Source organism: Pseudomonas sp. SST3 (assembly GCF_003325755.1).
Genome location: NZ_QORI02000030.1, coordinates 1 through 25,422 on the forward strand (window position 1 = coordinate 1; position 25,422 = coordinate 25,422).

Below are 25,422 nucleotides of genomic sequence, written 5' to 3' on the forward strand. Positions count from 1 at the left end.
CACGGTAGCCGGGAAAGAAGTAAGCATTGGCGATCAACAGCCGTGAGCGTGCATCACGTATCGCCTGCAGATAGTGCTGCTCGATGTCGTTGCGGTGATCGTTGTTGTCGCGGGTGACGAACAGCGCACGCGCTTCGCCCCGGCTGACGCCGACGTAGCCATTGCTTTGCGTGCGTACCCGCCGATGCCACCAGCGGCGGTTCGACTGTGCCGGCGCGATCGTGCTGAGGGCAAACCGGTGAATGTCGTGCACCACGGGCCCTTCGACCCGTAACGCGTAATCCTGCTTGGCTGCCGGACCAAAGTCGCCGAGGTGATCGGCAGAGAAGTTGATACCACCGATGAAGGCGAGCTCGCCATCCACCACGACGATCTTGCGATGCATGCGGCGGAACACGTTGATCCGCTTGCCCAACAGGCGCTTGCCGGGATCGAACATATGGATGCGTATGCCGGCCCGTAACATCGCGGCGGCAAAGTCTCCGTTAAGGTCAGCCGAGCCATAACCGTCCACGGTCACATCGATGCTGACACCGCGCTCGGCGGTGGCAATCAGCGCCGCTTGAAGCTCCTGACCAACCTTGTCCTTGAAGAAAATGAAAGTTTCCAGCAGGACTTCCTTTTCTGCGGCCGCAATGGCCTCGAACACGGCGGGGAAGAACTCCTCTCCGTTTTCCAGCAACTGAAGACGATTCCCGTCTCTCCAGTGAAAATTCATAGGTGTATCTCCACCGCCAAGGGCAGATGATCGGACAAGTGCGTCCAGGGTTTGTTACCCAGTATTCGCGCTTTATGACTCGTGGCATTTCGCACATAGATTCGATCCAGGCGAAGCATCGGCCAGCGTGCCGGGAAAGTCTTGGCGACCTTGCCCTGGGTAACGGCGAATACCTCGTGCATACCGGCGCAGCGGTCCAGAACCTGAGCACCTTTCAGCCGCCAGTCGTTGAAGTCACCGGCGACGACCACAGGTGCACCGTCCGGCAGGGAATCGAGCAGATCACAGAGCAGGCGGAGCTGCTGCTGTCGATGGGATTCGCGCAGGCCAAGGTGCACACAGATCGCATGAAATTCTTCGTGTCCCGGCACCTGCAGCACGCTGTGCAGCAGCCCGCGACGTTCGGGGCCGGCGATGGAAATGTCGAGATTTTCGTAGCGCGTGATGGGGAATTTGGACAACAGCGCGTTGCCATGGTCGCCATCTGGGTAGACCGCGTTGCGGCCATAGGCAAAATCCGTCCAGATGCTGTCGGCCAGAAATTCGTACTGCGACATCTTCGGCCAGTCGTGAAAGCGCAGGGCGTGCTTCTCATGGGTGCCCAGAACCTCCTGCAGAAACACGATGTCGGCCGACACGGATCTGACTGCCTCGCGCAGCTCAGGCAGGATGAAACGCCGATTGAGAGCGGTGAAGCCCTTGTGGGTGTTAACGGTAAGCAGGCGGACCGAGTTGACCGCCGTCGACATGTGGGCGTCCAGGTCGCTGCTGTCGAGCGGATGATTCTTGTCCAGATTCAAGCCAGTGCTCCTTCCAGGTGGCCCGGAGTGGTCTCCAGGTTTTCCTCCAGCCCGAGCCGGCGCAACAGCTGTCGCGCATCGTAGGGAGCCCGGACCTTCACGTCGTTATCGAAATAGCAGTAGACCTCTCGCGCCTTGTGTGACGGAGGCTCGGTGGCGGAGATAAGCTGGGCATCGGCAGGTTGCCGGCCCTGGTTCCAGAGGCTGATCCGCTGGCACCAGTTGTCCAGTGCCTCGTCGCTATAGCCGCTGGTATAGAGCTCTTCGGCACCGTGCAGGCGGATATAGACGAAATCGCTGGTCAGGTCCTCGCGGTAGGGCCATTTGCCCGCGGTGTCAGCAACGACCAGCGCGACCTTGTACTTGCGTAGTAGCGCGACGAACGCGGGGTCGACGAAGCTCTCGTTGCGGATTTCCACCGCATGCCGTAGCCGGCGCTTGCGGTCTATCTGCAGGTAGCTGCGGCCTTCCATCCGCGCCTCGCAGCCTTTCGCCATTTCCAACGCGGCCTCGGTATCGTGAGGCAGCAGGGCGAGAAAGGCCTCGAAGCGCTCAGGATCGAACTTGAAGGACGGCGGGAACTGCCAGAGCATCGGGCCGAGCTTGTCCTTGAGCGCGAGCACACCCGAGGCGAGAAAGTTGGCGATGGGCTTCTCGACATCGCGCAAGCGCAGGATATGCGTGATATAGCGCGGTGCCTTGACGCTGAAGACGAAGCCGTTGGGTGTTTCGTCGTACCAGCCGGAGTAGAGCTCGGGCCGCTGGAGCGAATAGAAGGAACCGTTGATCTCGATGCTGCTTACGGCACGCGAGGCGAACTTCAGTTCGTTCTTCTGGGTAAGACCCTTGGGATAGAAGTCGCCTCGCCAGGGTGCGTAGCGCCAGCCTGAAATTCCGATATGGATGGCTGCCATCGCCGTCTCCTGCCGTTACCTGGGGCTCTGCATGCTGGTCGGATCGCTGGCCGGGAAGGTGTCGGCGACTGCTTGGTCGACCACGTTCTCCTCGGATCCGACTCCGGCCGAGCTGCTGCGCTGGGGTTGCAGTTCTACCTTGATCCAGCCACGTTCACGCCGGTCGAACGCCTCGAAGGCGGCGATGGCGTCGGTCATCGGCTTCACCTGGGTCAGGATTTTCGCCGGGTCGATGCGCCGCGCCTGGATCATCTCGATCAGCCGGGGGATGTATTTGCGGTGATGGCAGTTGCCCATGTTCATGGTGATGTTCTTGTTCATCGCCATGCCGATGGGGAAGGTCATCGCGTCCGGTGGATAAACGCCGATGATCGACAGCGTGCCGGCCTTCGCGAGACTCTGCACCGCCCACTCCAGCGCCTGGGACGGGCCGTCGCCGGGTTGCCATTGGGCGCCTTGGCCTGCCTGCGCGCCGTCGGCTGGCTTGCCGCCACAGCAGCCGTGTTCGGCGTCGATGCCGACCGCATCGATCGCGCGGTCGACCCCGATGCCGCCGGTGAGTCGCTTGAGCGTTTCGATCGGGTCCTCGCGGTTGAAATCGATGATCTCCGCGCCCTGATGTTGCGCCATGCGCAGGCGATCCTCGAACTGGTCTATGGCGAATACGCGTCCGGCACCCAGGAGCTTGGCGCTGGCTATTGCGAACTGGCCGACCGGCCCGCAGCCGAACACCGCCACCGTATCGCCAGGACGGATTTCGGCCATTTCGGCGCCGAAGTAACCGGTCGGGAAGATGTCCGAAAGCAGGATTGCCTGATCATCGCTGACGTCTGCCGGGAGCTTGACCAATCCGATGTTGGCAAAGGGAATACGCGCCTTCTCCGCCTGTAGGCCATGGAACGGGCCAGTCGCCGACGGACCACCATAGAACGCCGTGCCTGCTTCCTTGCCGTTGGGATTGGCCACGTCGCATTGAGCAAAATAGCCGGAACGACAATAGGAGCAGTTGCCACAGGCGATGGTCGAAGGAATCACCACCCGATCGCCGATCTGCAGGTTACGAACGTCGCCGCCAAGCTCTTCCACGATGCCGACCGCTTCGTGGCCCAGGATGGTGCCGGGCTTCATCCCGCTGAAGGTTCCGCGCACAAAGTGCAGGTCGGTTCCGCAGATGGCCGAGGCAGTGATGCGAACGATGGCGTCGGTCGGCGCCTCGATGCGTGGTTCGGCTACGTCCTCGAGGCGGATATCGCCGACACCGTGATAAACAACAGCTTTCATGGCTACTCCGTAACGCACCGCTCAAGCCGGCTGGGCTCGAACGGTATGAATGGTTGGTGACGTCCTGCGAGTCGGTCGGCTCATCGAGAGCCGGTCGGCGTTCCTTCGGAAGGGCGGCCGGCCTTTGCCGGCGGGCCATCCAGCAGCACATTGCGCCGAGCAAGTGCACCTTCATTCCGACTGGCCATGGCTTGCGCGGTTCATCTTTTTTTCGGTCGGCTACGCGTAGGCGCCTGCTTCAGAGGCGCTTTGCGAAGGTAGCGAGGCGACCAGGCGTGCGATTTGCTGCGAATCCCGGAAGCGACTGGCAGGGAATCAGGCGTCCGCTGCCATCCAGGGCAACTTGCCTGAGAAGGCTTCGACGAGGTAATCGATCATCGCCCGCACCTTGGCCGGGGGGCGACGATCCGGCGGGTAAACCACATGGATGCCACCGAGCCCCAGCGTAGGCTGATCCAGCTCCACCACCACCAGCTCGCCACGGCTCAGGGCGGAAGCGACGATGAACAGGGGTTGATAGATCAGGCCCTGATCGCCGACGGCGGCGGCCACCAGCGCCGCACCGTTATTGGCGACTAGATTGCCCTGGATCGGCACGCGGATTTCCGCAGCGGTGCCGAATGCCCATTCACGGCCACCGAGTGTGGACGACAGGCTATAACCCAGGCAGTTGTGCCGGGACAGGTCGCTCACCCGCCGCGGCACGCCATACCGAGCGAGATATCCGGGCGAGGCGCATACCCGCATCGGGCAGTCCGCCAGGCGCCGTGCCTGTAATGGACTGTCGTTGAGGCGGCCGATCCGCACGGCCATGTCCCAGCTCCCTTCGATCAGATCGACCTGGCTATCGGTAAGCCCCAGTTCCACCTTTACCGCGGGGTGGCGCCGGCTGAACTCTGGCAACAGCGGGGCGATGAAACGAGTACCGAATGATAGGGGCACGTTCATGCGCAGCAGCCCGGAAGCGTCGACTCGCTGTGAGGCGACACTGGCTTCGGCCTCATCGATTTCCGGCAAGATGCGCAGGCAGGCCTCGAGATAGCTGCTGCCGGCCGCTGTCAGGCTCAAACGCCGAGTGCTGCGATGGAACAGCTTGACGCCGAGCCGGGCTTCCAACGCGTCGACGTGCTTGGTCGCCATTGCGGGCGAGAGGCCCAGATGCCGCGCTGCGGCGGACAGGCTTCCGGCGCTGGCGGCACGGGTGAACACGCGCATCCCCGTGATTCGGTCGAGCATCTCGGTTCCTACTCTCAGTTGGAACTGTTGAAGTGTTTTGCCTTGTTAAAGCCAAACGAAGTGTAATCCATACTGTCACCTCACACGCGAGGACGACGATGACATGACCCGCCAGCACGAAGACGCGCCACCGACGCGCATGCCCACCCTGTTCGTACCGCACGGCGCCGGACCTTGCTTCTTCATGGAGTGGAATCCGGTCGATGCCTGGGACAAGATGGCCGCCTTCCTTAAAGGCATCGCCGCATCGCTGCCACAGCGACCGCGTGCCATCGTGCTGGTGTCCGGCCACTGGCTGGAGCGCCAGGTCATGGTCACCGCCAGCACCAGTCCTGAACTGATCTACGATTACAGCGGCTTCCCAGCGCACACCTATGAGCTGCGCTACCCGGCGCCGGGCGATCCTGCATTGGCGACGCGCTTGGTCGATCTGCTTGGCCAGGCCGGAATCGCTGCTGGCGAAGATCCGCAGCGCGGTTACGACCACGGTGTCTTCATTCCACTGAAACTGATGTTTCCGGATGCGGACGTGCCCGTCGTGCAGTTGTCGTTGCGCAGCGACCTGAATGCCCAGGCCCATATCGATATCGGTCATGCCATCGCGCCGTTGCGCGACGAGGGCGTGCTGATTGTTGGCAGCGGCATGAGCTTTCACAACATGCAAGGCTATGGCGACCCGCGTTTTGCGCCGATTTCGGACGCGTTCGATCATTGGTTGAGCGAAACCGTCAGCGCCGCGCCAGCCCAGCGCGACGCGTTGCTGCAGCAATGGACCGAGGCGCCATCGGCGCGTCTGTGTCATCCGCCTCGCGGCGAAGAGCACCTGCTGCCGCTCATGGTGGCAGCAGGCGCCGGAGCGAACAGCTCGGGCCGCAAGATATTCTCCGACCGGGTCATGCAAACGACTTTGTCGGCCTACCAGTTTGGCTGAGCGATCGGCCCTTAATCAGGAAATCAACATGCACAGTTCCACCGTACAGATCGAAACGTCCAACCCAAGTCGCCTGATCCGCAGACTTTGCAAGCACTGGGGTCACAAGTTCGAGGTCAGCTTCGACGATCAACAAGGCCATATTGCGTTCGGCGACGCCCAATGCCTGCTGACCGCAGGTGACGGGAGCCTGACCGCGCAGGTGCAAACCGAAGATGAAGCACAGTTGGCTCAAATGGAAACCGTGGTGGCCGACCACCTGCAGCGCATGTCCGCGGACGAAACCTTCAATTTCGCCTGGAAGCGCTGATCGTTTCGGAGCTCAAGGGTCGTTGCGAGCGAAGTTCGGCAGGGCGTTGACCGGCCTGGAGAAGCGGAAGGGGATCGACACCATCGCATCGCCATAGGATTTCTGCACCACAAAATGCAGATGCGGACCGGTGCTGCGTCCGGTGTTGCCGGATTGACCGAGCAGCGTGCCGGCCCGGACTTGCTGGCCGGCCTTGACTTGCACCGAGCCGCGCTTGAGGTGCAAGTAAGCGCTGTGCGTGCCGTCATCATGGAGTATCCGCACGTAGTTGCCAGCCGGATCAGGCAGGCGACCGCCCTGACCATTGCGCACTTTCAGTACCGTGCCTGCCCGTGCCGCAACGATGGGCGTACCCACCGGCATGGCCACATCCACGGCGTAGCGGCCTTTGGGCGAGTTGTGGCTGAAATCGCCACCGGCACCCTGGGAAATACGGAATGGGCCACCTTTCCAAGGCAGCGCGTAAGCGTAACCGCCAACCGAGCCTTTCTTGCCCGGCTCCGGTGAATAGATCAGGGAATAGCTGAACGACTGCTGATACATCAGAGGGTAGCCGGACTTGCGCTTGCGCAACGTCGCAATGCGCATGCGGGTGCGCGCAGGCACGGTCTTGCGTACCACACCTTTGCCGACGCCAGCGACATTGACCATTCGCGTCAGGCGCAGAACCACTTCAACCGGTACGTCGGTTTCGTTGCTCACGTCCATGGCCTTGCCGGAGCCGACGCGGTTGACGAACAGCCGGACGTTGCCAGGTTTGCCCGCCGGAAGCGTCGCATTGGTGATGGCGCCGCCAGCCAGAACGGGCAGGGCGGGAGCGGAACAGAAGATCAGCAGAGCAAGCGAAATGATCAGCCGAGTCGAAGCCATAAGCGTGTGATCCGTCACGGATGGGACAACCTGCAGGCGGCTGGCAGGAACAAATCCGTAGGTTTCGTGAGTGCCGCGCAGGGGTTGGGACTAAAGGTCTGTAATGGGGTTCACTACCGCACGTCGATATCCAACGAACGATTGAGAGTCCGGTAGTCATACCCCCCGGATGCGCCGCGAATTTCCACTGCAGAGACAACAGGGCCCCGAAATCGGGGCCCTGACATCGCGAGCGACGAAGCGTTGATCGCGCGTGGTGCTATTCCTCTTCCTTGATCAGCTCGAACAACAACAATGATCGCCCGGTCAGCGCGTACTCATCGCTGAATTCGAAGCGCTCTAGCCGAGCGTTGGGGTTGTTGGTATCGATCAGGCGGTTCCAATAGATGCCCTGCGGCACTTCCGGCAAGGTGAAGTTCACGATGTCGTGATGAGAGTTGACGATGATCAGCAGCGTCGCATCCGAGCCTGCGCGGCGAATACCCGTCGGTTGGGCGCGGCCATCGAGGAGCATGCCCATGCAGCGGTTATGGCCGTCCTCCCAATGCTCGACCGTCATCTCTTCGGCGTGCGGGGCCAGCCAAGTGACGTCCTTGACGCCCAATTCCTCGTTGTAGGCGCCGACGAGGAATCGCCCACGGCGCAGCATCGGATAGCGCTGACGCAGGCGAATCAGCTTGCGCACGAAGGCCTGCAGCGAGCGGCTGTCCTCGGGGATATCCCAGTTGACCCAGCCTATTTCGCTGTCCTGGCAGTAAGCATTGTTGTTGCCGTGCTGGGTACGAGCGAACTCGTCGCCTGCAACGAGCATCGGCGTGCCTTGGGAGAACAGCAGCGTGGCGAAGAAGTTGCGCATCTGGCGGAAGCGCAGCTCATTGATCTCTGGATCATCCGTGGGGCCTTCTACACCGTGGTTCCAGGAGATGTTGTTGTCGCTGCCGTCGCGGTTGTCCTCATCGTTATCTTCGTTGTGCTTCTCGTTGTAGGAAACCAAGTCCTTGAGCGTGAATCCGTCATGGGCGGTGACGAAGTTGACCGAGCTGAAGGGCCGACGGCCGCGCTGATTGAACAGATCACCGGAACCGGTGAGCCGGCTGGCGAAATCGGCCAACTGTCCGTCGTCGCCGCGCCAGAACGAGCGAACGGTGTCGCGGAACTGATCGTTCCACTCCGCCCAGCCAGGTGGGAAGCCGCCGACCTGGTAGCCGCCCGGACCACAGTCCCAGGGTTCGGCGATCAGCTTGGTTTTGGCCAGTACCGGGTCCTGACGGCAGGCGACAAGGAAACCGTGGCGCTCGTCATAGCCGTCGTGCTGCCGTCCGAGAATAGTCGCCAGGTCGAAACGGAAGCCATCGACGTGCATCTCTTGCGCCCAATAGCGCAATGAATCGGTAACCATCTGCACCACGCATGGATGGCTCATGTCCAGCGTGTTGCCGGTACCGGAGTCGTTGATGTAATAACGCTTTTCGTCGGGCATGAGCCGGTAGTACGAGGCGTTATCGATACCGCGCATGGACAGGGTCGGGCCCAGTTCATTGCCTTCTGCGGTGTGGTTGTAGACCACATCGAGAATCACCTCGAGGTCGGCGTTGTGCAGGTGCGCGACCATTTCCTTGAACTCGCTGATCTTGCCGCTGGCCAGGTATTTAGGGTGCGGGGCGAAGAAGGCGATGCTGTTGTAACCCCAGTAGTTGCTCATGCCTTTTTCCAGCAGATGCTGGTCTTGGACGAAGGCATGAATCGGCAGGAACTCGATCGACGAGACGCCGAGTTTGCGCACGTAATCAATCACGTCCGGCGTCTTGAAGCCGCCGAAGGTACCGCGCATATCCTCGGGCACCGAAGGATGCTGCATAGTAAAACCGCGCACGTGGGTTTCGTAGATGATGGTGCGATCCCAAGGTACCTGCACGGGGCGATCATGGCCCCAGGTGAAAGCCGGGTCGATGATCTTGGACTTCGGTACGAAGGGCGCGCTGTCGCGCTCATCGTAGCTGAGGTCGGCGTCGGCATGACCAATGGTGTAGCCGAACAGGGCCTCGGACCATTTCAGGTCGCCCACCAGTTGCTTGGCGTAAGGGTCGATCAGCAGCTTGTTGGGGTTGAAGCGATGGCCGGCGTCGGGCTCGTAAGGCCCATACACGCGATAGCCATAGATCTGCCCCGGGTGGGCGTCGGGTAGATAGCCATGCCAGATCTCATCGCTGTATTCGGGCAGTTCGATACGCTCCAGTTCGGTTTCGCCATCGGTGTCGAACAGGCAAAGCTCAACCTTCGTGGCGTTCGCGGAGAAGATCGCGAAATTGACTCCCAGCCCATCCCAGGTGGCGCCAAGCGGGAAGGGCAGCCCCTCACGAATACGCGAAGGGATCAGTATCTGAGGCGCCGCAGGCTTTTTTCTACTCATGAAATCTCCGATGGCACTCGTGACCAATGCTGTGCGAGGCGAACTGGACGCCGTGTTCGCCCGACACGCTATGGCAGCCGGGCTACACCGCGCAGGGGTTCAGGTTTCTTTCTTGGCGCGAGGGGCGCGGGTTTTCTTCACGCCAGCCGGAGTGCCTTCGGCGGCATCAGTCCCGGCCTTGGCCTTGGGGCGCGCCGTGCCTTTGGCCGCGGCGGTTGCCTTAGCGGGTTTGACGTCTTTTGGGTTCTTGGCATCTTTCGCTGCCTTGGCAGATGTTGTCTCCGGGGTTGCGTCGGTTGGCTTGGTGGCGGTTTTACGCGCGCGACTCGCAGGCTTTTCGGTTGGCTTGCCGCTTTCCGCCTCGGCGAGCTTGCTGGCCATTTCCCAATGCCGCTCGCTCTCACCGTCCGGGCGCCCCTCCGAAACCCAAATGTCGTACGCGAGTTCACGAATCCGCTGTTCGTTTTTATTCATCGTTCTGACTCTCCTGTTGAACTGATTGATACCTGTAGAACCGCCACTGACAGCTGCTGTAGGACCTCGGCCGCTGGCAAATCGTCTTGTTTGGGTGTGACTGTCATTCCGTCGAAAAGTCGCTCCATTTCACGACCGCTCAGCGCATCGGGTAATCGCACCCGGGTATCACCCCAGCGCTGGGCCGGTATTTGCGGCGTATGACTGTCGGCGAGCAGGCCGCTGGCGAGCCGCGCGGCAATCACGATGACCCATGCGCCGTCCAGCTCGCGGGCGAAGGCGATGAGCTGATCGGCATGCTCGCCCTCGACCTTCAACGGCAGATAACGTCCCTCGGTGAACAGCCGCGGCTGAGCCCGACGCAGCCTGAGGGTCCGAGCGATCAACCATTGTTTGATTCGGCCGTCCTGCCAATTCGTCAGCAACTCGGCGGGTTGTGCCTGCGGATCGAAGGTGGCGCGGCGTTTGTCGAAATCCACCGGGCGCCGGTTATCCGGGTCGACCAGGCTGAAATCCCAGTAGTCGGCGCCCTGGTACAGGTCCGGTACGCCGGGCGTGGTCATGCGCAGCAGGGTCTGGGTCAGGCTGTTCACCGCGCCCGCCGGTGCCAGCTCGGCCGCCGCCTCGGCGATATCGGTGCGCAGTGCTCTGCAGTCTTTACCGAGCAGCAGGGCACGCAGATATTGCTGGCAGGCACCTTCGTATTCACCGTTGGGGTCGGTCCAGGTGCTGCGAAGCTTGGCTTCGCGCACTGCCTTTTCCTGCCACTTCATGATCCGCTCGCAGAAGCCTTCGAGCGCGGGTTGATCATCGACGGTGAGGTCCAACGGCCAGCTGCTGATCAGTATCTGAAACAGCAGCATTTCGTCACCCGGCGATGGAGCCGGCCCGTCGGCAAGTTCCTGACGCTGCCCATAGGCGAGCTGGCGCCAATGGCGAACCTTGGCAGCAAACCAGTCGGCACGCTCGCTGATCACCGTCATCCGAGCGCGGGTGTCTTCGCCACGCTTGTGGTCATGAGTCGCGGTGGTCAACAGGTTCCGCGGGAAGTGCTCCGCGCGCTCCAGGCATGCGTCATGAAACGCCTCCACCGGTGCACTGAATGTCTGTGGGTCGAACCCGACGTCGTTGCGTGATAGCAAGGCGCCGGAGCGATAGCAGGCCGTGTCTTCAACAGCCTTGGCGGCCGCCGGTGAGGTGAGCTGCTGAAAGCGGGTGCAGGCATAACGACGAATACGCCGTGCCGGCCCTGGCGGCAGCGAGCGCAGGCTTTCACCACCGAGCCAGCGGTCGAGCAAATCCAGCAAAGGCCAGTCCGCCTCGCCAAGCGTGGTGCGCGCGCCTGCCAGCGCCTGCTGAAAAAATGGCTCGTCGGCCTCGCGCCGGCCACGCGCTCCGATATAGGTGCGGTACACCGGGAAGTGGACGATCAGCTCCAGCAGCGCCCGGCGAATGGCACCGAGAGTGATGTCGCGGGTCATCACGTCGTAGCGTGCCACTTGCAGGAGGGCTTGGGCGACGGTCTCGAAGTCGCCTGCCAGCGGGCCGGTCAGCACAAGCTGGCGCGCCTGGCGCACTTCTTCCATGAAATCTTCCGGGCGCTCGGCAGTTTCACTCCAGAGCGAGCAGAGCACTGCCTTGCCAGCGGGATCGTGCTGCAGCAGCGATACCTGATTCATGAATTCGTAGCCGGTGGTGCCGTCCACACCCCAGTCGTCATGCAGGCGCTCGCCCTCGGCAAGGATTTTCTCAACGTAGATCGGCACGTGCGCCTGCGCGGCTTCGGCAGGGCGGGCGGCATTGAGGCGGTCGACTCGCCGCCGCAGTCGCCGGCAGTAGCCGCGCGGGTTGGCCAGCCCGTCGATGTGGTCGATGCGCAGACCGTCGATCAACCCTTCGCTGATCAGCTCGAAAATCTTCGCGTGGGTTTCTTCGAACACCACTGGCCGCTCGACGCGCAGACCACCCAGCTCGTTGATATCGAAAAAGCGCCGCCAGTTGATGTCGTCGCCGGCGGTACGCCAGCTGGCGAGGCGGTAGTTCTGCCGTTCAAGCAAGCCATGAAGGCGCTTGAAACCTGCCTCGGTAGTAGCATCGTAGTGCTTGAGCGCGTCTTCCAGCGCCTGCCGGGTCGCGCTGTCCTCAAGCAACCTGGCCAGATCGGCGCGCAGTTGACGGGCAGTTAGGTAAGCGGCCGGCTCAGTCTTCAGCGCATCGAAATGCTGCGCCAACGTGCGCAGTTCCGGGTTATCGGTCAGGCGCAGGATCTCGCCGTAGCTGGGCGGGGTGATGGGGAAGCGATGTTCGTAGTGTTCGGCATAGAAGGCGCCGTTTTCCGCATCCAGGCGCAGGGGGATGTTGCCCTCCTGCAGCGCCTCACCATAGTCATTGCCCAGGAACGGAACCAGTAGCTGACCTTCGAGCAACGGGTCGGGCGAATTCCATTGAATATCGAAGAATTGTGCGTATGGGCTGCGGCGGCCCCATTCGAGCACGTCGAGCCACCAGGGATTGCCCGACCCGCCAACGGCCATATGGTTGGAGACGATATCCAGGATCAATCCCATCCCTTTGCTGCGCAGCGCCTCGACCAGGCGGCGTAGGGCGGGCTCGCCGCCCAGCTCGGGATTGATACGTGTCGGGTCGATGACGTCATAACCATGCATCGAGCCAGGGCGCGCCATCAGCAAGGGTGACGCGTAGAGGTGGCTGATGCCCAGGTCGGCGAAGTAATCGACCAGCGCCGTCGCGTCGTCGAGGGTGAAATCACGATGAAACTGCAATCGCAGGGTGGCGCTAAGGTCTTTCATCGAAGGTTGCTTCCAGTGTTCTGCTTGCGGGCTTCGGCAAGAATTTTCAGGCGGCGCGTGCAGGCGGGATTGTCCAGCAGCGTGGCGCTGTCACCGGGGTAGCGGCGCCGCCAATTGGGATGGGCATCGGTGGTGCCGGGCAAGTTTGGTTGTTCCAGCAAACAGAGCGCGTCTTCCACCGGAAACAGGGCCAGCGGTGCTGGTGTGCGTCCAATGAACGCGCCACAGGCATCGGCCAGCACCTCCGGGTCGCTAAAGTCACCCTCGACGTCTGGTGTGAATTCACGAAGCAGACGAAGCAGGCCCGCACGCTCGCGCTCACGCTCCATCAGCTGGGCTGCGCGCTCATGCTCCTGGTGTTGTCCGACGCGGATGCGCCAGTCGATATCGTGTTCCCGCCACCAGCCTTTGATAGTCGGCAGGTCGTGGGTGGTTGAGGTGGCCAGCGCGCTTCGCGGCCATTGTATCGGTGGCTTGAAATTGCCCTGGTGGTCGCGCTCGAAAAACAACACGCGCATACCCAGCAACCCGCGATCCGCGAGCTTTTCGCGGAGGCCGTCGGGTACGGTGCCGAGGTCCTCACCCAGGATCACCGCATTGCGCCGCCAGGCTTCAAGGGACAGCAGGCGCAGCAGGTCATCGAACGGATAGTTGAGGTATGCGCCCTCCATGGGGCCGGCGCCGGCGGGCATCACCCATAGACGCATCAAGCCCATGACGTGGTCGATCCGCATGCCTCCGGCGTGCGCCAGGTTGGCACGCACCATCTCGATAAAGGCGCGGTAGCCATGGGCCTTGAGCCCCCAGGGCGAAAAGGCGGAAATACCCCAGCTTTGCCCCTGCCGATTGATGATGTCCGGCGGCGCACCGACGCTCAGCGCAGCCAGCACTTCATCCTGCCGGCTCCAGGCCTGGCTGCCCGCACCGTCGGCGCCTACCGCCAGATCGCTGATCAGGCCGATCTTCATCCCGGCACTGTGTGCAGCGATCTGCGCCCGCTCGAGGCCACGCGCGATCAACCACTGGCAAAACGCGTAATAGCTGACTTCGTCAGCGTTCTCCTGGGCAAATTGTTCGACCGCCGGGCCTTGCGGGGTGCGGTACTCCTCCGGCCAGTCGCGCCAGTGTTGCGGATAGCCTTCCGGACTGAGCAGAGCAGCGTGCAACGCCTCGAAGCGGCAATGATTTTCCAGCGCTTCCCCGCCTGCTTCGCGAAAGCTGTCGAAGTCCGCCTGTTGTGCGTTACCGCCGGTGGCGAAATCATCATAGAGCGCGCGAAGCAAGCACTGCCGGGTCGTGGATACCGCATCCCAGTCGATCAGCTCCAGCTGCTCGAGGCGTTGCAATTCCTCACGCAGGCCGCAGGACTCGATGGCGATCCGCAGTGGTTTTTCGCCGAGCACCGCTTCCGGAGCGCTATGGAGAATGTTGTAGAAGAGCCGGCTCGAGGGTGAGTAGGGGCTGTATTGGCCGCTGTTGCCGGTGAACATCGCGTGAATCGGACTGATGCCGAGGGCATCGGCGCCATGTGCCGCCGCGTTGCGCACCAATGCTTCGAGGGCCAGGGTGTCGCCGAGCCCGCCATCGCCGGGGCGCCGCAGGCTGTATAGCTGCGCGGTAAGGCCCCAGGCATTGGGACCGGCCACGTGCTCGACGCTGGGGCATGCATGCGGCGCAACCGCCAGCGTCAGTTGTTGCCCGGCGATTTCCAGGCGATGGTAGCCGGGCGTGTCGATCGCGGCCAGGCGCCCCTGATCATCCAGCGCCCCCTCGCGACGGTCGCCATCTTCGAGATCCAGCCTGTAGCGGGTGGACGGCTCGAAATAGGCGCTCAGCTCCAGCGTACTGCCCTGATCGAGTGTCAGCAGGGGAGGTAGGCAGGACGTGCCGTTGATGGCGTCGAGCTTTTCCAGGCTGCTTTCGATATCGGTGTCGCTGTCGGCAGCAAGGCCCAATCCGTTGAGTACCGCACGCAGCATTTCGGGGCTTACCCGTTGGTCGCGGCCATCGGCATCCACCCAATCGATGGATAGGCCGGCGGCCTTGGCCAGGCGGTTCAGTCGTTCATCACTCATCGGCAGTCTCCAGATACATCTTGGCGGAGCGCGCGTGTAGCGTGCCTGCACCAAATTCGGTCTCGGTGCTACGACTGGCGTGCAGCAGACGCGCTCCTGCAACGGGAGCGCTGACCTCGAGATCCACATCGCTCAGGTTCAACTCCAGGCGCAGCGTGGTGCCGTCACCCAAGCGCCAGCGGGCGAGGGCGGCGGCGCTTCCCAACGCCTGTGCACCGAGGAACTGCGACCCTTCCAGGCGGGGCATGATCTCGCTGTGGCGGATCTGTAGCAGCTGGCGATACAACGCGAGCCACTCCGCATGTTCCGGCTGGTCGCTCTTGCTGAAGTCGGGTCTAGATGCTTCGAACGTATCCAGCGCATTGGGATCAGGGATGCGCTGGCGAGTCTGTTCGTTGGCAAATTCCGCAAATTCGGCGAACTCGCCCCGACGGCCCTCACGCACGGCGTCGGCCAGCTCGCCGTGGTGGCTGGTAAAGAACAGAAAGGGTTCGCGGGCGCCCCATTCTTCTCCCATGAACATCAGAGGGATCATTGGTGAGAGCAGCAGAACGGTGGTTGCTGCCTTCAGCGCATCGGGATCGCTGAGATTGATCAGACGGTCGCCGAAGGCGCGGTTACCGGTCTGATCATGGTTTTGCAGAAACAGCACGAACGCAGTCGGAGACAGATGCCCACTGGGCTCGCCTCGCGATTCGCCACGGCGATTCTTGTGGCCCTGGTAGATGAAACCTTCGCCGAGGAAGCGAACCAGCTTGTCGGTCGAGTCCTGATGATAGTCCGCGTAATAGCCCTGACTCTCGTCGGTCAACAGAGCGTGCAGGACGTTATGTCCATCGTCATTCCACTGCGCGGTAAAACCTTGGGTCAGCAGTCTGGAGCGGTTGTCTTCGTTCTCCAGCACCAGATGCACATGGCGGCCGGGCTCGGCTTCGGCGTGGACCCGCTCGGCCAGTTCGGTGAGAAAGGTACGATCCGGGATGGCATGGACCGCGTCCATGCGCAGGCCATCGAAACGGTATTCCATCAGCCACATCAGCGCGTTATCGATGAAGAAATCGCGCACTTCGCGGCGGCGGAAATCAATGGCGTCGCCCCAGGGCGTCTGCTGGTCGTGGCGGAAGAAATGCTTGGCATATCGATGCAGATAATTGCCATCCGGGCCGAAGTGGTTGTAGACCACATCGATGAATACCATCAGGCCCAGGCCATGGGCCGTGTCGATCAGGTGCTTGAGTTGCTCGGGCGTGCCGTAGGAGGCCTCGGGCGCGTACAAAAGTACGCCGTCATAACCCCAGTTACGGTCCCCAGGAAATTCCGCGAGCGCATCAACTCGATTGCCGTGACGCCGAGCTCGGCCAATGCCTGGAGGCGCTGTTCGATCTGTGCGTAACCACCATAAGTGCCCACGTGCAGCTCGTAGAGCACGGTTTCGTGCCATGGGCGCCCCGGCCAATCGCCGTTATGCCATTGATAAGCGTCCGGATCGACCAGCACGCTGGCGTCGTGTACATCGACAGACTGCGCTCTGGACGCAGGATCGGGAACCTCTAACTCATCGTCGATCAGGAACTTGTATTGCGTGCCAGCGCTGGCGTCCGCCTCGATGCAGTACCAGCCGTCTTCGTCTTCCAGCATGGGCAGCGTCTCGCCGCCGATTATCACCAGGCTGACGCTTTTCGCGTCGGGTGCCCAGAGCCTGAACCGGGTGCGCGAACCATCGAGTAGCACCGGTCCGTGTTGCCCATTGCGGGCAGGCCACTTGTGCATTGATTGACCTCGTTAAAAGATGGCATGGGCCTCGCGTCGCGCCCCCACGAGCCGTCGATACAGCCGGTTGTAGGGTTCGATCGCGTGGCGCCAGAAAAATCCGCTGCTCATCGCGCGACAGCGCATCGCGCTGAGCAGGTGCGGCGTCTGATGCACGGCCAATGCGCGCTCCACGGCTCGGCGGTAGCTCTGCGCAGTCGCTTCGTCAAACAGGAAGCCGGTCACGCCGTCGTCGATGCTGTCGGCAAGACCTCCCGTACGGTGGGCGATGGGCAGCGACGCGAAACGCTGGGCGTACATCTGGCTCAAGCCGCAGGGCTCGTAGCGGGATGGCATGAGGAGAAAGTCGCTGCCGGCGAACAACCGCCGGGCATCGGTTTCGTTGAAGCCGATATGCGCGCCGACTCGGCCGGGGAAGCGTTCAGTCAGCCGCCGCACTTGGTCTTCGATATGCGAATCGCCCCGCCCGAGGATCGCCAGTTGGCCACCGTGCGCGACAATCGTTTCAGCCACCTCGATCGTCAGGTCGATGCCTTTCTGATGGGCCAATCGAGAGACCACGGCGAACAGCGGGCCGTCGCTGTGCTCCAGGTCGAACAGATCGCGTACATGGGTCGCGTTGGCCTGCTTGCCGGCCCATTCCCGAGGGCCGAACTTGCTGATGAGATGCGAGCACTGCTGCGGCTCCCAGCTCTCGTCAATTCCGTTCAGCAACCCGCTCAGTAACCCCTGACGCGCCTTCATTGCGAGAAATCCTTCCATGCCGCAACCAAACTCGGGCGTGGTGATCTCCCGCGCGTAGGTCGCGCTGACGGTGGTGACATGGTTGGCGTAGGCGATGCCGGCCTTGAGCAACGACAGTGCGCCATAGAACTCCATGCGCTCCGGGCTGCACGCTTCCTGCGGAATGCCCAGCGTCCGGCGCTGGCTCATGTCGATGTTGCCCTGATAGGCCAAATTGTGAATGGTGAAGACACTGGGCGTGCTCAATCCGCGCCAGCGCATATACGCAGGCGTCAGCCCGGTTGGCCAGTCATGCGCATGGACTAGATCAGGTGCCCAGCGAATGCAGGCAGTGCCTGCAGCGATATCCGCTGCGGCCATGCACAGGCGAGCGAAGCGCACCGGATTGTCCGGCCAGTCGTTACCCTGTTCATCGCCGTAAGGCAGCCCCTCGCGCTCGTAGAGTTCCGGGCAGATCAGCACATAGATGATCAAACCATCGGGCATGTCGAGACGCCCGATTCGGCAAGGTGGCAAGTCACTATGGGAGAGTACGCTGCCGACGATGCGGATCGGCTCGCCACACTGCATGACCTGCGTGTAACCGGGGATCAACACCCGTACGTCATGCAGATTACCCAACGCGCGGGGCAGGGCGGCCGAGACATCGGCGAGCCCGCCTGTCTTGACCAGATCGGTCAGTTCCGAGGTCACGAAGAGAATTTTCTTTTTGTCATCCTGGGTGCTACGAAGCTGCAATACCGGACGCTCGCCAGGCGTCGTCAGATGCTCGATTGCATTAAAGCGGACAGGCTGGGTGTTCACTGCAGCAATACTCATAAGCACATTTTCCCCAAATAACCGGCATCTGCGCCAAGCCGGCTATAAGCACGTTCGTTCCAAACAGCTCCCCTCGGGAAGCCGCAAACCATGAGCACGGCAAGAGTGATTTTTCTTATTTGGAGTCGCTTGTTTTGCGGAATAGAGCCACCCGGCCCTACCTTGAAAAAAGACCGACAAGCTGTGAATTAGTTCTCAGTTGTTGAAAGAGCCCATGGCCAGGAACTTTGCAGATCAGGTCCGGTTCCGAAAATTGAATCGAGCCGGATGTTTTTTCGTTGTTTTTCGGAGCCAAGATCATGCAAGACCTCGCTGAAATCGTGCGCTTTCTAAGCGACAAGAAAATGAAGCTGACCACCGCCGAATCCTGCACCTGTGGCCTGATGGCTTCGCTTTTGGGTGATATCCCGGGTTGTGGTCGGGTGCTGGACAGCGGGTTTGTCGTGTACTCGCCAAAAGCAAAGAACCGGTTGCTTCATGTCAGTTTCGAAACCATCGAATCCTTCGGCCTGACCAGCGAAGAAGTTGCCACCGAGATGGCCGTCGGTGCGCTGAATGCCAGCGTCGCGGACATCGCAATAGCCAACACTGGGGTTGCTGACGACAGCGAGGAGGACCCGGGCGGGACCCAGTGCTACGCCTTTGCGCTGATGCAAGGAGAGCGCCAGGTCAGCATCAGCGAGACGGTGCAGTTCGAGGGTGACCGGGTGGAAGTCCGCAAGCAGGCCGCGCGCTATGGTCTCGAGCAGTTACCGAGCCGATATGAGCAGTTGTTGCGCAAGCTGCATGAGCGCGACTGAACGACACCGGCCCGAGCAGCGCACCAGAAGGTAGCGGCCGGCCGCGCTATGCACCGGATGGCAGCTCCGCATTTGCAGGTTGCCTCGCCGGTACGATCAGACCGGCGGCTGGCGCTCTGGCTCCACATGGTCCGGCACGGATTTGTCGATGCTTGGCTTCTGGCCAACGTTCAGGTCCGCACGCAGCTGTGGCAGGCATTGAGGGTATTGCCGTTGGATGAACCCGATAAGCTTTTCGCGCACATGGCAGCGCAGGTCCCAATTACGCGATGAATCGGGGGAGCTGACGAGGACCCGCAGCTGGATGGATTTTTCGCTGGTTTCCGTCACCTGCAGGACGATGACCCGACCGTCCCATAGCTCCGGCACGTCGTGGCAAAGCCTGCGTAGCTCTTCGCGCAACGGCTCCAGCGGTAACGAGTAATCGACCCAGAAGAACACCGAACCGATGATGCTGGAGTTGCGCCGCGTCCAGTTCTGGAAGGGTTTTTCAATGAAGTACTGCAACGGCACCACCAAGCGGCGGTCATCCCAGATGCGCACGATGACGTAGGTACCGGTGATTTCCTCGATACGGCCCCATTCGTTTTCGACGATCACCACATCATCCAGCCGGATAGGTTGAGTGATCGCAATCTGTATGCCGGCGATCAGGTTGGCGAGCACGGGGCGAGCCGCGAAACCGACGGCCAGGCCGGCGAGTCCCGCCGAGGCGAGCAGGCTGGCACCGAACTGGCGGGCCGCCGGGAAGGTCATCAGCATGCCGGCAACGCCGATCACCAGAACGAAGAAGCCCAGCGTACGCAGCAGTACCCGCGATTGGGTCTGGATCTGTCGGGCCCGCAGGTTGTCGATGATATCGACAGGGTTCTTCAGCCGTACCGCATGTTCGACCCCGCGCAACAGGCGCAACGCCAGCCAGGTGAAGCAGCCGATGATCAAAAGGGTGGTGACGCGTCGTGCCGTCCCAATCAGTGCAAGCTCATCGCTGGCCGCCGCTAGCACGGCTTGCAAGCCAAGCAGCGGCAGCAATAGCCGGATGGGTTTTTCCAGCTGCTCGGAGACGGCCTTGGTGAGAAGAAAGCCCCGGCCCAGCCGTAGCATCACTGCCGTCAGCACCCGGCTGAACACGCTCAACAGCACCACCACGAAGGCTGCAGCCAGCAATGTGCGTAATGCGGGCTCGGTTATGTAACGCTCCCATTGCAGGAGAAATCCGAAGGTTTCGATATGCCAGCTCCGCCTTGATGACTGCAGCAAATGACTGGTCGAGGCTTCGCAAGTTCACGCCCGAGGTGCTATCAGTCGGATGCGCGGAACTCCCCGCTGCAGTCCGTTTCACATTGACAAGAGGTGTAAATCTGAGCGCTATCCAAATGACGGGAGAGACGAAATGCAAAGTGCACAAACCGGTAATGATGTCCGTGTCGAACGCTTGATCGAATGGTTGCGTGATGCTCATGCAATGGAAGCGCAGGCCGAGTCCATGCTCAACAAGCAGGCCAGCCGCATCGAGCACTATCCGGAGCTAAAGGCGCGTATCGAACAGCACATCACCGAAACCCAGAACCAGGCGAAGTTGATCGAAACCTGCCTGCAGCGGTACGACAAGTCCTATTCAGGCTTCAAGGATCTGGGTGGCAAGATGATGGCGATGGGACAGGCCATGGGCGGAATGATGGTCAATGACGAAATAGTCAAAGGCGCGCAGATGGGCTACGTCTTCGAGAACCTGGAGATCGCCTCCTATGAAATCCTCATCGCCGCCGCCAAGGCCGTCGGTGATACTCAGACCGAAGAGGTCTGCACCCGCATTCTGGCGGAAGAGGTCGCCATGGCCGACTGGATGCGCAGCCACCTCGCGGAATTGACTCAAGCCTATCTGACCCGTGCGCAAGCGCCGAATACCGAGGCCAAGCGCTGAGCAAGCCAGGTGATGGCCGGGCGGAGCGAATGCTGAGTTACCGTTCGGCCACTTTTGCCGGAAGCGAGTTGTTCATCAGGCCGCCACGAGTCGCGTATAGCTCGAAACGCAGCTCCTGGGCGAGCCGTACCAGGTTGGCTGCATCGCGGCACTGATCATCGGTGATGCCGAACACGGTCAATTCTTCACCGTCCAGATGTTCTTCGTAAAGTCGGACAGTGACGCGGCTGTCTTCCTGGGCATGACAATCGCAGCGGAACGGATGAAGGTAGTTGCGGAGGATGTTCTCTATCGTCAGCAGAGGTAGCCGTGAAGCCATGATCCTTCCTCCCATCGTGTGTCCGGATTCAGCGAGGCGTCTCGCAGCCAGGTGCCGCAGCTTTATACGCACGGCATCGTTCAACGCTAGCAGGACCTGCCTCGTTGTAAATACCGTTTTGCCACCGCTCGGCAGAACGCCGCCTGCCTCGTGAGCCCTGGCGTGATACCTGCCTTAGGGTTTCGGGGCGCCGGCAGCGCGATATTGGCCAGCCCACGGGGCTTTCCGGCTCGTTCGAGCCGCTCGCGCCATACGGAGCCTTCGCCATGGCCCTTGACGAATACAACCGAAAACGTGATTTCGCCGCGACTCCCGAGCCCGGTGGTGAGGCGAAGGTGGCCCGCAAGCGCGGGGACCGGCAAGTGTTGCAGTACTGCATCCAGAAGCACGATGCCACAAGGTTGCACTACGACTTCCGCCTCGAACTCGACGGTACGCTGAAGAGCTGGGCGGTGCCCAAGGGACCGTCGCTCGATCCCAAGTCGCGCCGGCTCGCCGTGCACGTCGAAGACCATCCGCTGGAGTACGCGACCTTCGAAGGCACCATTCCGGCAGGCCATTACGGCGCGGGTGATGTGATCGTCTGGGATCGCGGCATCTGGATTCCGCAGGGCGATCCGCAGGAGGGTTATCGCAAGGGCAAACTCAAGTTCGCGCTGGAAGGCGAAAAGCTAAGCGGCACGTGGAATCTGGTGCGCACTCGCATGGAGGGCGGCAAGGAGCAATGGTTTCTGATCAAGTCCAACGACGAAGCCGCGCGGCCCGAGCGGGAGTACGACATCGTCACGGAACAACCGGACAGCGTGCTCAGCGATCGCACGCTGATACCCCGCAAGCGCGGCAAGGCAAAGCTTGAAGTCGATGCCAAGCCGGTCAAGACGCCCGCGGCCCGCAGCCGCAAGAAAGAGGCGTCGGCGACACTTTCCGGGGCCAAGCCCGCTCCGCTGCCGGAGAGCCTCAAACCGCAGCTAGCAACCCTGGTCGAGTCGGTGCCCGACGGGGATTGGCGTTACGAGGTCAAGTTCGACGGCTACCGGATCATGGCGAGAATCGATTCAGGCAAGGTGCAGCTATTTACCCGCAACGGCCATGACTGGACGGCAAAGATGCCGCAGCAAGCCGAAGCACTGGCCGCGCTCGGGCTGGAGTCCGCCTGGCTCGATGGCGAGGTGGTGGTGCCGAACGAAGAGGGCACCCCCGACTTTCAAGCGCTGCAGAACGCCTTTGAAATCGGGCGCAGTGGCACCATCGTCTATTACCTGTTCGATCTGCCGTATCTGAACGGCCTGGATTTGCGGCAAGTCCCGCTGGAAGAACGCCGCGCTGCTCTGGGCCAGTTACTGGAGACCAACGACAACGAGCTCTTGCGCTTTTCCGCCGATTTTACAGAGCACCCGGAAAGTATTCTGGAAAGCGCCTGCCAGATGAAGCTTGAGGGATTGATTGGTAAGCGCGCAGGCAGCACCTATGTCTCCAAACGCAGCAATAGCTGGGTGAAGATCAAGTGCAAGAACCGCCAGGAGTTCATCATTGTTGGTTTCACAGATCCCAAGGGCGCGCGCACCGGTTTTGGCGCCCTGCTGCTGGGCTTGCACAACGATAAGGGTGAACTGCATTACGCCGGCAAGGTTGGCACCGGCTTCAACCAGGCGACGCTGAAAAGCCTGCATACCAAGCTCAAATCGCTGGAAGTCGACAAGAGCCCGCTGGCTAAGGCACCACCCGCTGCGGATGTACGAGGGGCGCATTGGCTCAAGCCGGAACTGATGTGCGAAGTCGCCTTCGCTGAAATGACCCGACAGGGCGTGATCCGTCATTCCGTGTTTCATGGGCTGCGTTCCGACAAGCCCGCCCAAGCGATTACCCACGAGCGCCCCGGCAAAGCGGCCAAGGCTTCGACAGGCAGGCCCACGGCCAGCGCAGCGAACAGTCTCGGTGGCAAGATCAAGATCTCCAATCCGGAGCGCATCATCGACAAATCCATCGGAGCCACGAAGATGGAGCTGGCCCGTTTCTACGCCGAAGTGGCGCCTTGGGCCTTACCGCACCTGCGTCACCGGCCACTGGCGCTGGTGCGCGCCCCGGAAGGCATCGATGGCGAGCTGTTCTTCCAGAAACACACCGAGAAGCTGAGCATCCCGCACATTACTCAGCTGGACACTGCATTGTTTCCGAAGCATGCCGCGCTGATGACCATCGACACGGCGGAAGCGCTGGTCAGCGCAGCCCAGATGGGCACCATCGAGTTACACACCTGGAATGCGGTGGCGCCGGTGCTCGATCATCCAGACCGCTTTGTGCTGGACCTCGACCCCGATCCAGCGCTGCCGTGGAAACGCATGATCGAGGCGACCCAGCTGACCCAGACCCTGCTGGATGAGATCGGTCTGCAGTCGTTCCTCAAGACCAGCGGCGGCAAAGGACTGCATATTCTGGTGCCGCTGGAGCCAATCCACAGCTGGCACGAGGTGAAGGCGTTCAGTCAGGCCATTGCGCAATACATGGCGAAGCTTCTGCCGCAGCATTTCTCGGCAGTAAGCGGCCCTAAGAACCGCGTTGGACGGATATTCATCGACTATCTGCGTAACAGCCAGGGAGCCAGCACCGTTGCGGCTTACTCAGTGCGGGCACGCGAAGGGCTTGGCGTGTCGGTGCCGATTCATCGGGATGAGCTCAGTGATCTCAAGGGGGCGAATCTCTGGACCATCCGCAATCTCATCCCGCGCCTGGAGGAGCAGGGTGATTACGCCCCCTGGGCCGGTATCGACGAGACGGGGCAGACGATCACGGCGGACATGCGTGAGCGGCTGGGCATGAAATGATCGGTCAGTTTACGTACTGGTAGAGCGGCGACAGCATCTACTTGGACAACGCCCAGCAATACTCGGACTTCAACGGCCCGAACGAGAAACCCTAAAAACTGCACTACGGATATAACTTCGCCGAGCTGGGCCTGCCGGGCCTGAGCACCTCGGTGGCGTATTCGCGGGGCGAATTGGACCTCACCAAGGTCGATCCGAATAGCCCAGGCTACAGGCCGGCGGGGCGAGCACGCCACGCATTGGGAACGCGACCTGGACGTCAGACACGTGGCCCAGGAAGGCCACGCGAACAATCGCTTCCTTTTGATCCGGCCGTTCGTCACTTCACGCCGTTAAGTTGTTACAAAATGGAGCTAATCCTTTTTCTCTTGGAACCTTGAAAAGAACTAATTGTCACGTACCACTTTTTTGCTCTTGTCCCAGATCGGGGCGACCCGCCAACTCCAACGCTAGACATCGATCCATCGTAAATAGCCACGTTTTACATAAGGTTACTGGTGCGGCTCGGGCTGTTAGCCAGGTGGAACGGGTGGATGCGCGAGACCGCCAGCGTGATTAATCTGAATATCCTACGTTGTAAAAAATCGCCGAAACAATCCACGATCTAATCGCCCCACTGCTTCAGGCTGTTCCCGGTTATTTATTTCGGGGCTTGCACCGTATTAAAAAGCTTGCATAGTTATATCCAAGGCAAACGATGACGAGTGCTAAAAGCGCCAAACTGATGGCGCATTAGAATCAGATGCTTATCAAACCGTGGATGTTGGTTATGTCGAAGAATCCACAATTGCTTGGTAGTGCCTGGTTTTTAGTTCATTGCAAATCCAGGCAAGAGTTTCGGGCGTTGGAAAACCTGACCGAGCAGGGATACGTTTGTTATCTCCCGACCATTCGCGCCGGAAAAACATCGAGTGCTGGAATTTATTTAGCGGACAAGCCGGAACGGGCTCTATTCCCTGGCTACTTGTTTGTTCGCCTCTCTCCTGACTCCAACTGGCATAGCCTACGCTGTACTCGTGGTGTGCTTCGGATCGTTGGGTTCAATAACAAACCCTATCCGATAGGGAATGAACTCATTGAACAGATCAAGAACCGTTGCAAGGGGTATAGGCCGCTCGCGCCCGGTGAGAAGGTTCAGGTGAGGATTGGACCGAATGCGGGTATTGATGCGATTTTTTTAACAGCGAACGGATCGGAGCGCGCGGTATTGTTATTAAAACTGCTCAATCAGGAGTGTCGCCTGATCGTTTCAAGCACAACGATTGAACCCGTTCCTTTTTCATATTAATTTCTTTTTGCTGTAGTAGTCTGGCCGTAGTAATTTCGCATTAACTGGCTGTTTACTATGACTTGGAACAATGCGCTTTCTGGAACGAACGTTCAGGGCGGGAGCGT

General features: G+C 60.9%; 19 protein-coding genes and 2 pseudogenes. 7 read left to right on the forward strand and 14 right to left on the reverse strand.

Translation table 11 applies throughout. The annotated features are described in order from the left end of the window. From clsB to DQ405_RS20895, 5 genes are all read right to left on the reverse strand, one after another. Positions 1 to 718: cardiolipin synthase ClsB (gene clsB / locus DQ405_RS20875; protein ID WP_168425953.1), on the reverse strand; the 718-nt coding region annotated here is incomplete at its 3' end. Next, the gene (locus tag DQ405_RS20880; protein WP_168425954.1) at positions 715 to 1,518 is read right to left on the reverse strand and encodes an endonuclease/exonuclease/phosphatase family protein; all 804 of its coding nucleotides are present in this window, start codon (positions 1,516 to 1,518) and stop codon (positions 715 to 717) included. The genes clsB and DQ405_RS20880, both read right to left, overlap by 4 nt. Further along, on the reverse strand, positions 1,515 to 2,432 hold the full coding sequence (locus DQ405_RS20885; protein ID WP_168425955.1) for a DUF72 domain-containing protein: 918 nt from the start codon (positions 2,430 to 2,432) through the stop codon (positions 1,515 to 1,517). The genes DQ405_RS20880 and DQ405_RS20885 overlap by 4 nt, the downstream gene beginning before the upstream one ends. A gap of 15 nt (positions 2,433 to 2,447) precedes the next feature. Then, positions 2,448 to 3,713 (reverse strand): zinc-dependent alcohol dehydrogenase, encoded by a 1,266-nt coding sequence (locus tag DQ405_RS20890; RefSeq protein WP_168425956.1) that lies wholly within the window; start codon positions 3,711 to 3,713, stop codon positions 2,448 to 2,450. A gap of 315 nt (positions 3,714 to 4,028) precedes the next feature. Further along, positions 4,029 to 4,949 (reverse strand): LysR family transcriptional regulator, encoded by a 921-nt coding sequence (locus DQ405_RS20895; RefSeq protein WP_168425957.1) that lies wholly within the window; start codon positions 4,947 to 4,949, stop codon positions 4,029 to 4,031. Positions 4,950 to 5,052: 103 nt separating this feature from the next. On the opposite strand from DQ405_RS20895, the gene DQ405_RS20900 reads away from it, so the two are divergent. Both DQ405_RS20900 and DQ405_RS20905 read left to right on the forward strand, forming a co-directional pair. Beyond that, a complete protein-coding gene (locus DQ405_RS20900; protein WP_241730095.1) occupies positions 5,053 to 5,880 on the forward strand; it encodes a DODA-type extradiol aromatic ring-opening family dioxygenase in 828 nt (275 codons plus the stop codon). Positions 5,881 to 5,908: 28 nt separating this feature from the next. Further along, entirely contained in the window at positions 5,909 to 6,190 is a 282-nt protein-coding gene (locus DQ405_RS20905) for a DUF2218 domain-containing protein (protein ID WP_168425958.1), read from the forward strand. Between the two features lie 12 nt (positions 6,191 to 6,202). Here the strand turns inward: DQ405_RS20905 and DQ405_RS20910 are convergent, their stop codons facing one another. The 7 genes and pseudogenes from DQ405_RS20910 to glgA form a co-directional block, all read right to left on the reverse strand. Continuing rightward, positions 6,203 to 7,060: a M23 family metallopeptidase gene (locus DQ405_RS20910; RefSeq protein ID WP_168425959.1), complete on the reverse strand. Its 858-nt coding sequence runs from the start codon at positions 7,058 to 7,060 to the stop codon at positions 6,203 to 6,205. A 259-nt stretch (positions 7,061 to 7,319) separates the two neighbouring features. Next, on the reverse strand, positions 7,320 to 9,470 hold the full coding sequence (gene glgX, locus DQ405_RS20915) for a glycogen debranching protein GlgX (RefSeq protein WP_168425960.1): 2,151 nt from the start codon (positions 9,468 to 9,470) through the stop codon (positions 7,320 to 7,322). Positions 9,471 to 9,569: 99 nt separating this feature from the next. Continuing rightward, positions 9,570 to 9,944: a DUF2934 domain-containing protein gene (locus DQ405_RS20920; RefSeq protein WP_168425961.1), complete on the reverse strand. Its 375-nt coding sequence runs from the start codon at positions 9,942 to 9,944 to the stop codon at positions 9,570 to 9,572. Beyond that, positions 9,941 to 12,754: a malto-oligosyltrehalose synthase gene (locus DQ405_RS20925; RefSeq protein WP_168425962.1), complete on the reverse strand. Its 2,814-nt coding sequence runs from the start codon at positions 12,752 to 12,754 to the stop codon at positions 9,941 to 9,943. The genes DQ405_RS20920 and DQ405_RS20925 overlap by 4 nt, the downstream gene beginning before the upstream one ends. Continuing rightward, positions 12,751 to 14,829, reverse strand: a complete 2,079-nt coding sequence (gene malQ / locus DQ405_RS20930; RefSeq protein WP_168425963.1) for a 4-alpha-glucanotransferase — start codon at positions 14,827 to 14,829, stop codon at positions 12,751 to 12,753. Before malQ ends, DQ405_RS20925 begins: the two co-directional genes overlap by 4 nt. Continuing rightward, positions 14,822 to 16,599: pseudogene (treZ, locus tag DQ405_RS20935) on the reverse strand (malto-oligosyltrehalose trehalohydrolase). Before treZ ends, malQ begins: the two are co-directional and overlap by 8 nt. Positions 16,600 to 16,611: 12 nt before the next feature. Continuing rightward, entirely contained in the window at positions 16,612 to 18,162 is a 1,551-nt protein-coding gene (glgA, locus tag DQ405_RS20940) for a glycogen synthase GlgA (protein ID WP_168425964.1), read from the reverse strand. Between the two features lie 299 nt (positions 18,163 to 18,461). Between glgA and DQ405_RS20945 the strand changes: the two genes are divergently transcribed. Next, positions 18,462 to 18,962, forward strand: a complete 501-nt coding sequence (locus tag DQ405_RS20945; protein WP_168425965.1) for a CinA family protein — start codon at positions 18,462 to 18,464, stop codon at positions 18,960 to 18,962. A gap of 96 nt (positions 18,963 to 19,058) precedes the next feature. On the opposite strand, the gene DQ405_RS20950 is transcribed toward DQ405_RS20945, so the two are convergent. Continuing rightward, entirely contained in the window at positions 19,059 to 20,171 is a 1,113-nt protein-coding gene (locus DQ405_RS20950) for a mechanosensitive ion channel family protein (RefSeq protein ID WP_168425985.1), read from the reverse strand. A 184-nt stretch (positions 20,172 to 20,355) separates the two neighbouring features. On the opposite strand from DQ405_RS20950, the gene DQ405_RS20955 reads away from it, so the two are divergent. Next, positions 20,356 to 20,886: a ferritin-like domain-containing protein gene (locus tag DQ405_RS20955; RefSeq protein WP_168425966.1), complete on the forward strand. Its 531-nt coding sequence runs from the start codon at positions 20,356 to 20,358 to the stop codon at positions 20,884 to 20,886. 37 nt (positions 20,887 to 20,923) lie between these two features. Here the strand turns inward: DQ405_RS20955 and DQ405_RS20960 are convergent, their stop codons facing one another. After that, positions 20,924 to 21,205: a DUF1652 domain-containing protein gene (locus DQ405_RS20960; RefSeq protein WP_168425967.1), complete on the reverse strand. Its 282-nt coding sequence runs from the start codon at positions 21,203 to 21,205 to the stop codon at positions 20,924 to 20,926. Positions 21,206 to 21,471: 266 nt separating this feature from the next. On the opposite strand from DQ405_RS20960, the gene ligD reads away from it, so the two are divergent. The 3 genes and pseudogenes from ligD to DQ405_RS20970 all read left to right on the forward strand — a co-directional run bounded on the left by ligD (position 21,472) and on the right by DQ405_RS20970 (position 25,315). Then, positions 21,472 to 24,027 carry a DNA ligase D gene (gene ligD / locus DQ405_RS20965; RefSeq protein ID WP_168425968.1) on the forward strand — a complete coding sequence of 852 codons (2,556 nt, stop codon included), beginning with the start codon at positions 21,472 to 21,474 and terminating at the stop codon, positions 24,025 to 24,027. 26 nt (positions 24,028 to 24,053) lie between these two features. Beyond that, positions 24,054 to 24,321, forward strand: a pseudogene (locus DQ405_RS27580) (OprD family outer membrane porin); the annotation flags it as partial. A gap of 475 nt (positions 24,322 to 24,796) precedes the next feature. Beyond that, entirely contained in the window at positions 24,797 to 25,315 is a 519-nt protein-coding gene (locus DQ405_RS20970; RefSeq protein WP_168425969.1) for a transcription termination/antitermination NusG family protein, read from the forward strand. Positions 25,316 to 25,422 lie beyond the last annotated feature (107 nt).

What these genes read in the sequence shown, in the direction of transcription:
- DQ405_RS20920 (WP_168425961.1), bottom strand. Translation starts at nt 9,944, where the DNA reads ATGAATAAAAACGAACAGCGGATTCGTGAACTCGCGTACGACATTTGG.
- DQ405_RS20960 (WP_168425967.1), bottom strand. Translation starts at nt 21,205, where the DNA reads ATGGCTTCACGGCTACCTCTGCTGACGATAGAGAACATCCTCCGCAAC.
- DQ405_RS20925 (WP_168425962.1), bottom strand. Translation starts at nt 12,754, where the DNA reads ATGAAAGACCTTAGCGCCACCCTGCGATTGCAGTTTCATCGTGATTTC.
- DQ405_RS20885 (WP_168425955.1), bottom strand. Translation starts at nt 2,432, where the DNA reads ATGGCAGCCATCCATATCGGAATTTCAGGCTGGCGCTACGCACCCTGG.
- DQ405_RS20955 (WP_168425966.1), top strand. Translation starts at nt 20,356, where the DNA reads ATGCAAAGTGCACAAACCGGTAATGATGTCCGTGTCGAACGCTTGATC.
- DQ405_RS20900 (WP_241730095.1), top strand. Translation starts at nt 5,053, where the DNA reads ATGACCCGCCAGCACGAAGACGCGCCACCGACGCGCATGCCCACCCTG.
- DQ405_RS20945 (WP_168425965.1), top strand. Translation starts at nt 18,462, where the DNA reads ATGCAAGACCTCGCTGAAATCGTGCGCTTTCTAAGCGACAAGAAAATG.
- DQ405_RS20890 (WP_168425956.1), bottom strand. Translation starts at nt 3,713, where the DNA reads ATGAAAGCTGTTGTTTATCACGGTGTCGGCGATATCCGCCTCGAGGAC.
- DQ405_RS20910 (WP_168425959.1), bottom strand. Translation starts at nt 7,060, where the DNA reads ATGGCTTCGACTCGGCTGATCATTTCGCTTGCTCTGCTGATCTTCTGT.
- glgX (WP_168425960.1), bottom strand. Translation starts at nt 9,470, where the DNA reads ATGAGTAGAAAAAAGCCTGCGGCGCCTCAGATACTGATCCCTTCGCGT.
- DQ405_RS20905 (WP_168425958.1), top strand. Translation starts at nt 5,909, where the DNA reads ATGCACAGTTCCACCGTACAGATCGAAACGTCCAACCCAAGTCGCCTG.
- ligD (WP_168425968.1), top strand. Translation starts at nt 21,472, where the DNA reads ATGGCCCTTGACGAATACAACCGAAAACGTGATTTCGCCGCGACTCCC.
- glgA (WP_168425964.1), bottom strand. Translation starts at nt 18,162, where the DNA reads ATGAGTATTGCTGCAGTGAACACCCAGCCTGTCCGCTTTAATGCAATC.
- malQ (WP_168425963.1), bottom strand. Translation starts at nt 14,829, where the DNA reads ATGAGTGATGAACGACTGAACCGCCTGGCCAAGGCCGCCGGCCTATCC.
- DQ405_RS20895 (WP_168425957.1), bottom strand. Translation starts at nt 4,949, where the DNA reads ATGCTCGACCGAATCACGGGGATGCGCGTGTTCACCCGTGCCGCCAGC.
- DQ405_RS20970 (WP_168425969.1), top strand. Translation starts at nt 24,797, where the DNA reads ATGTCGAAGAATCCACAATTGCTTGGTAGTGCCTGGTTTTTAGTTCAT.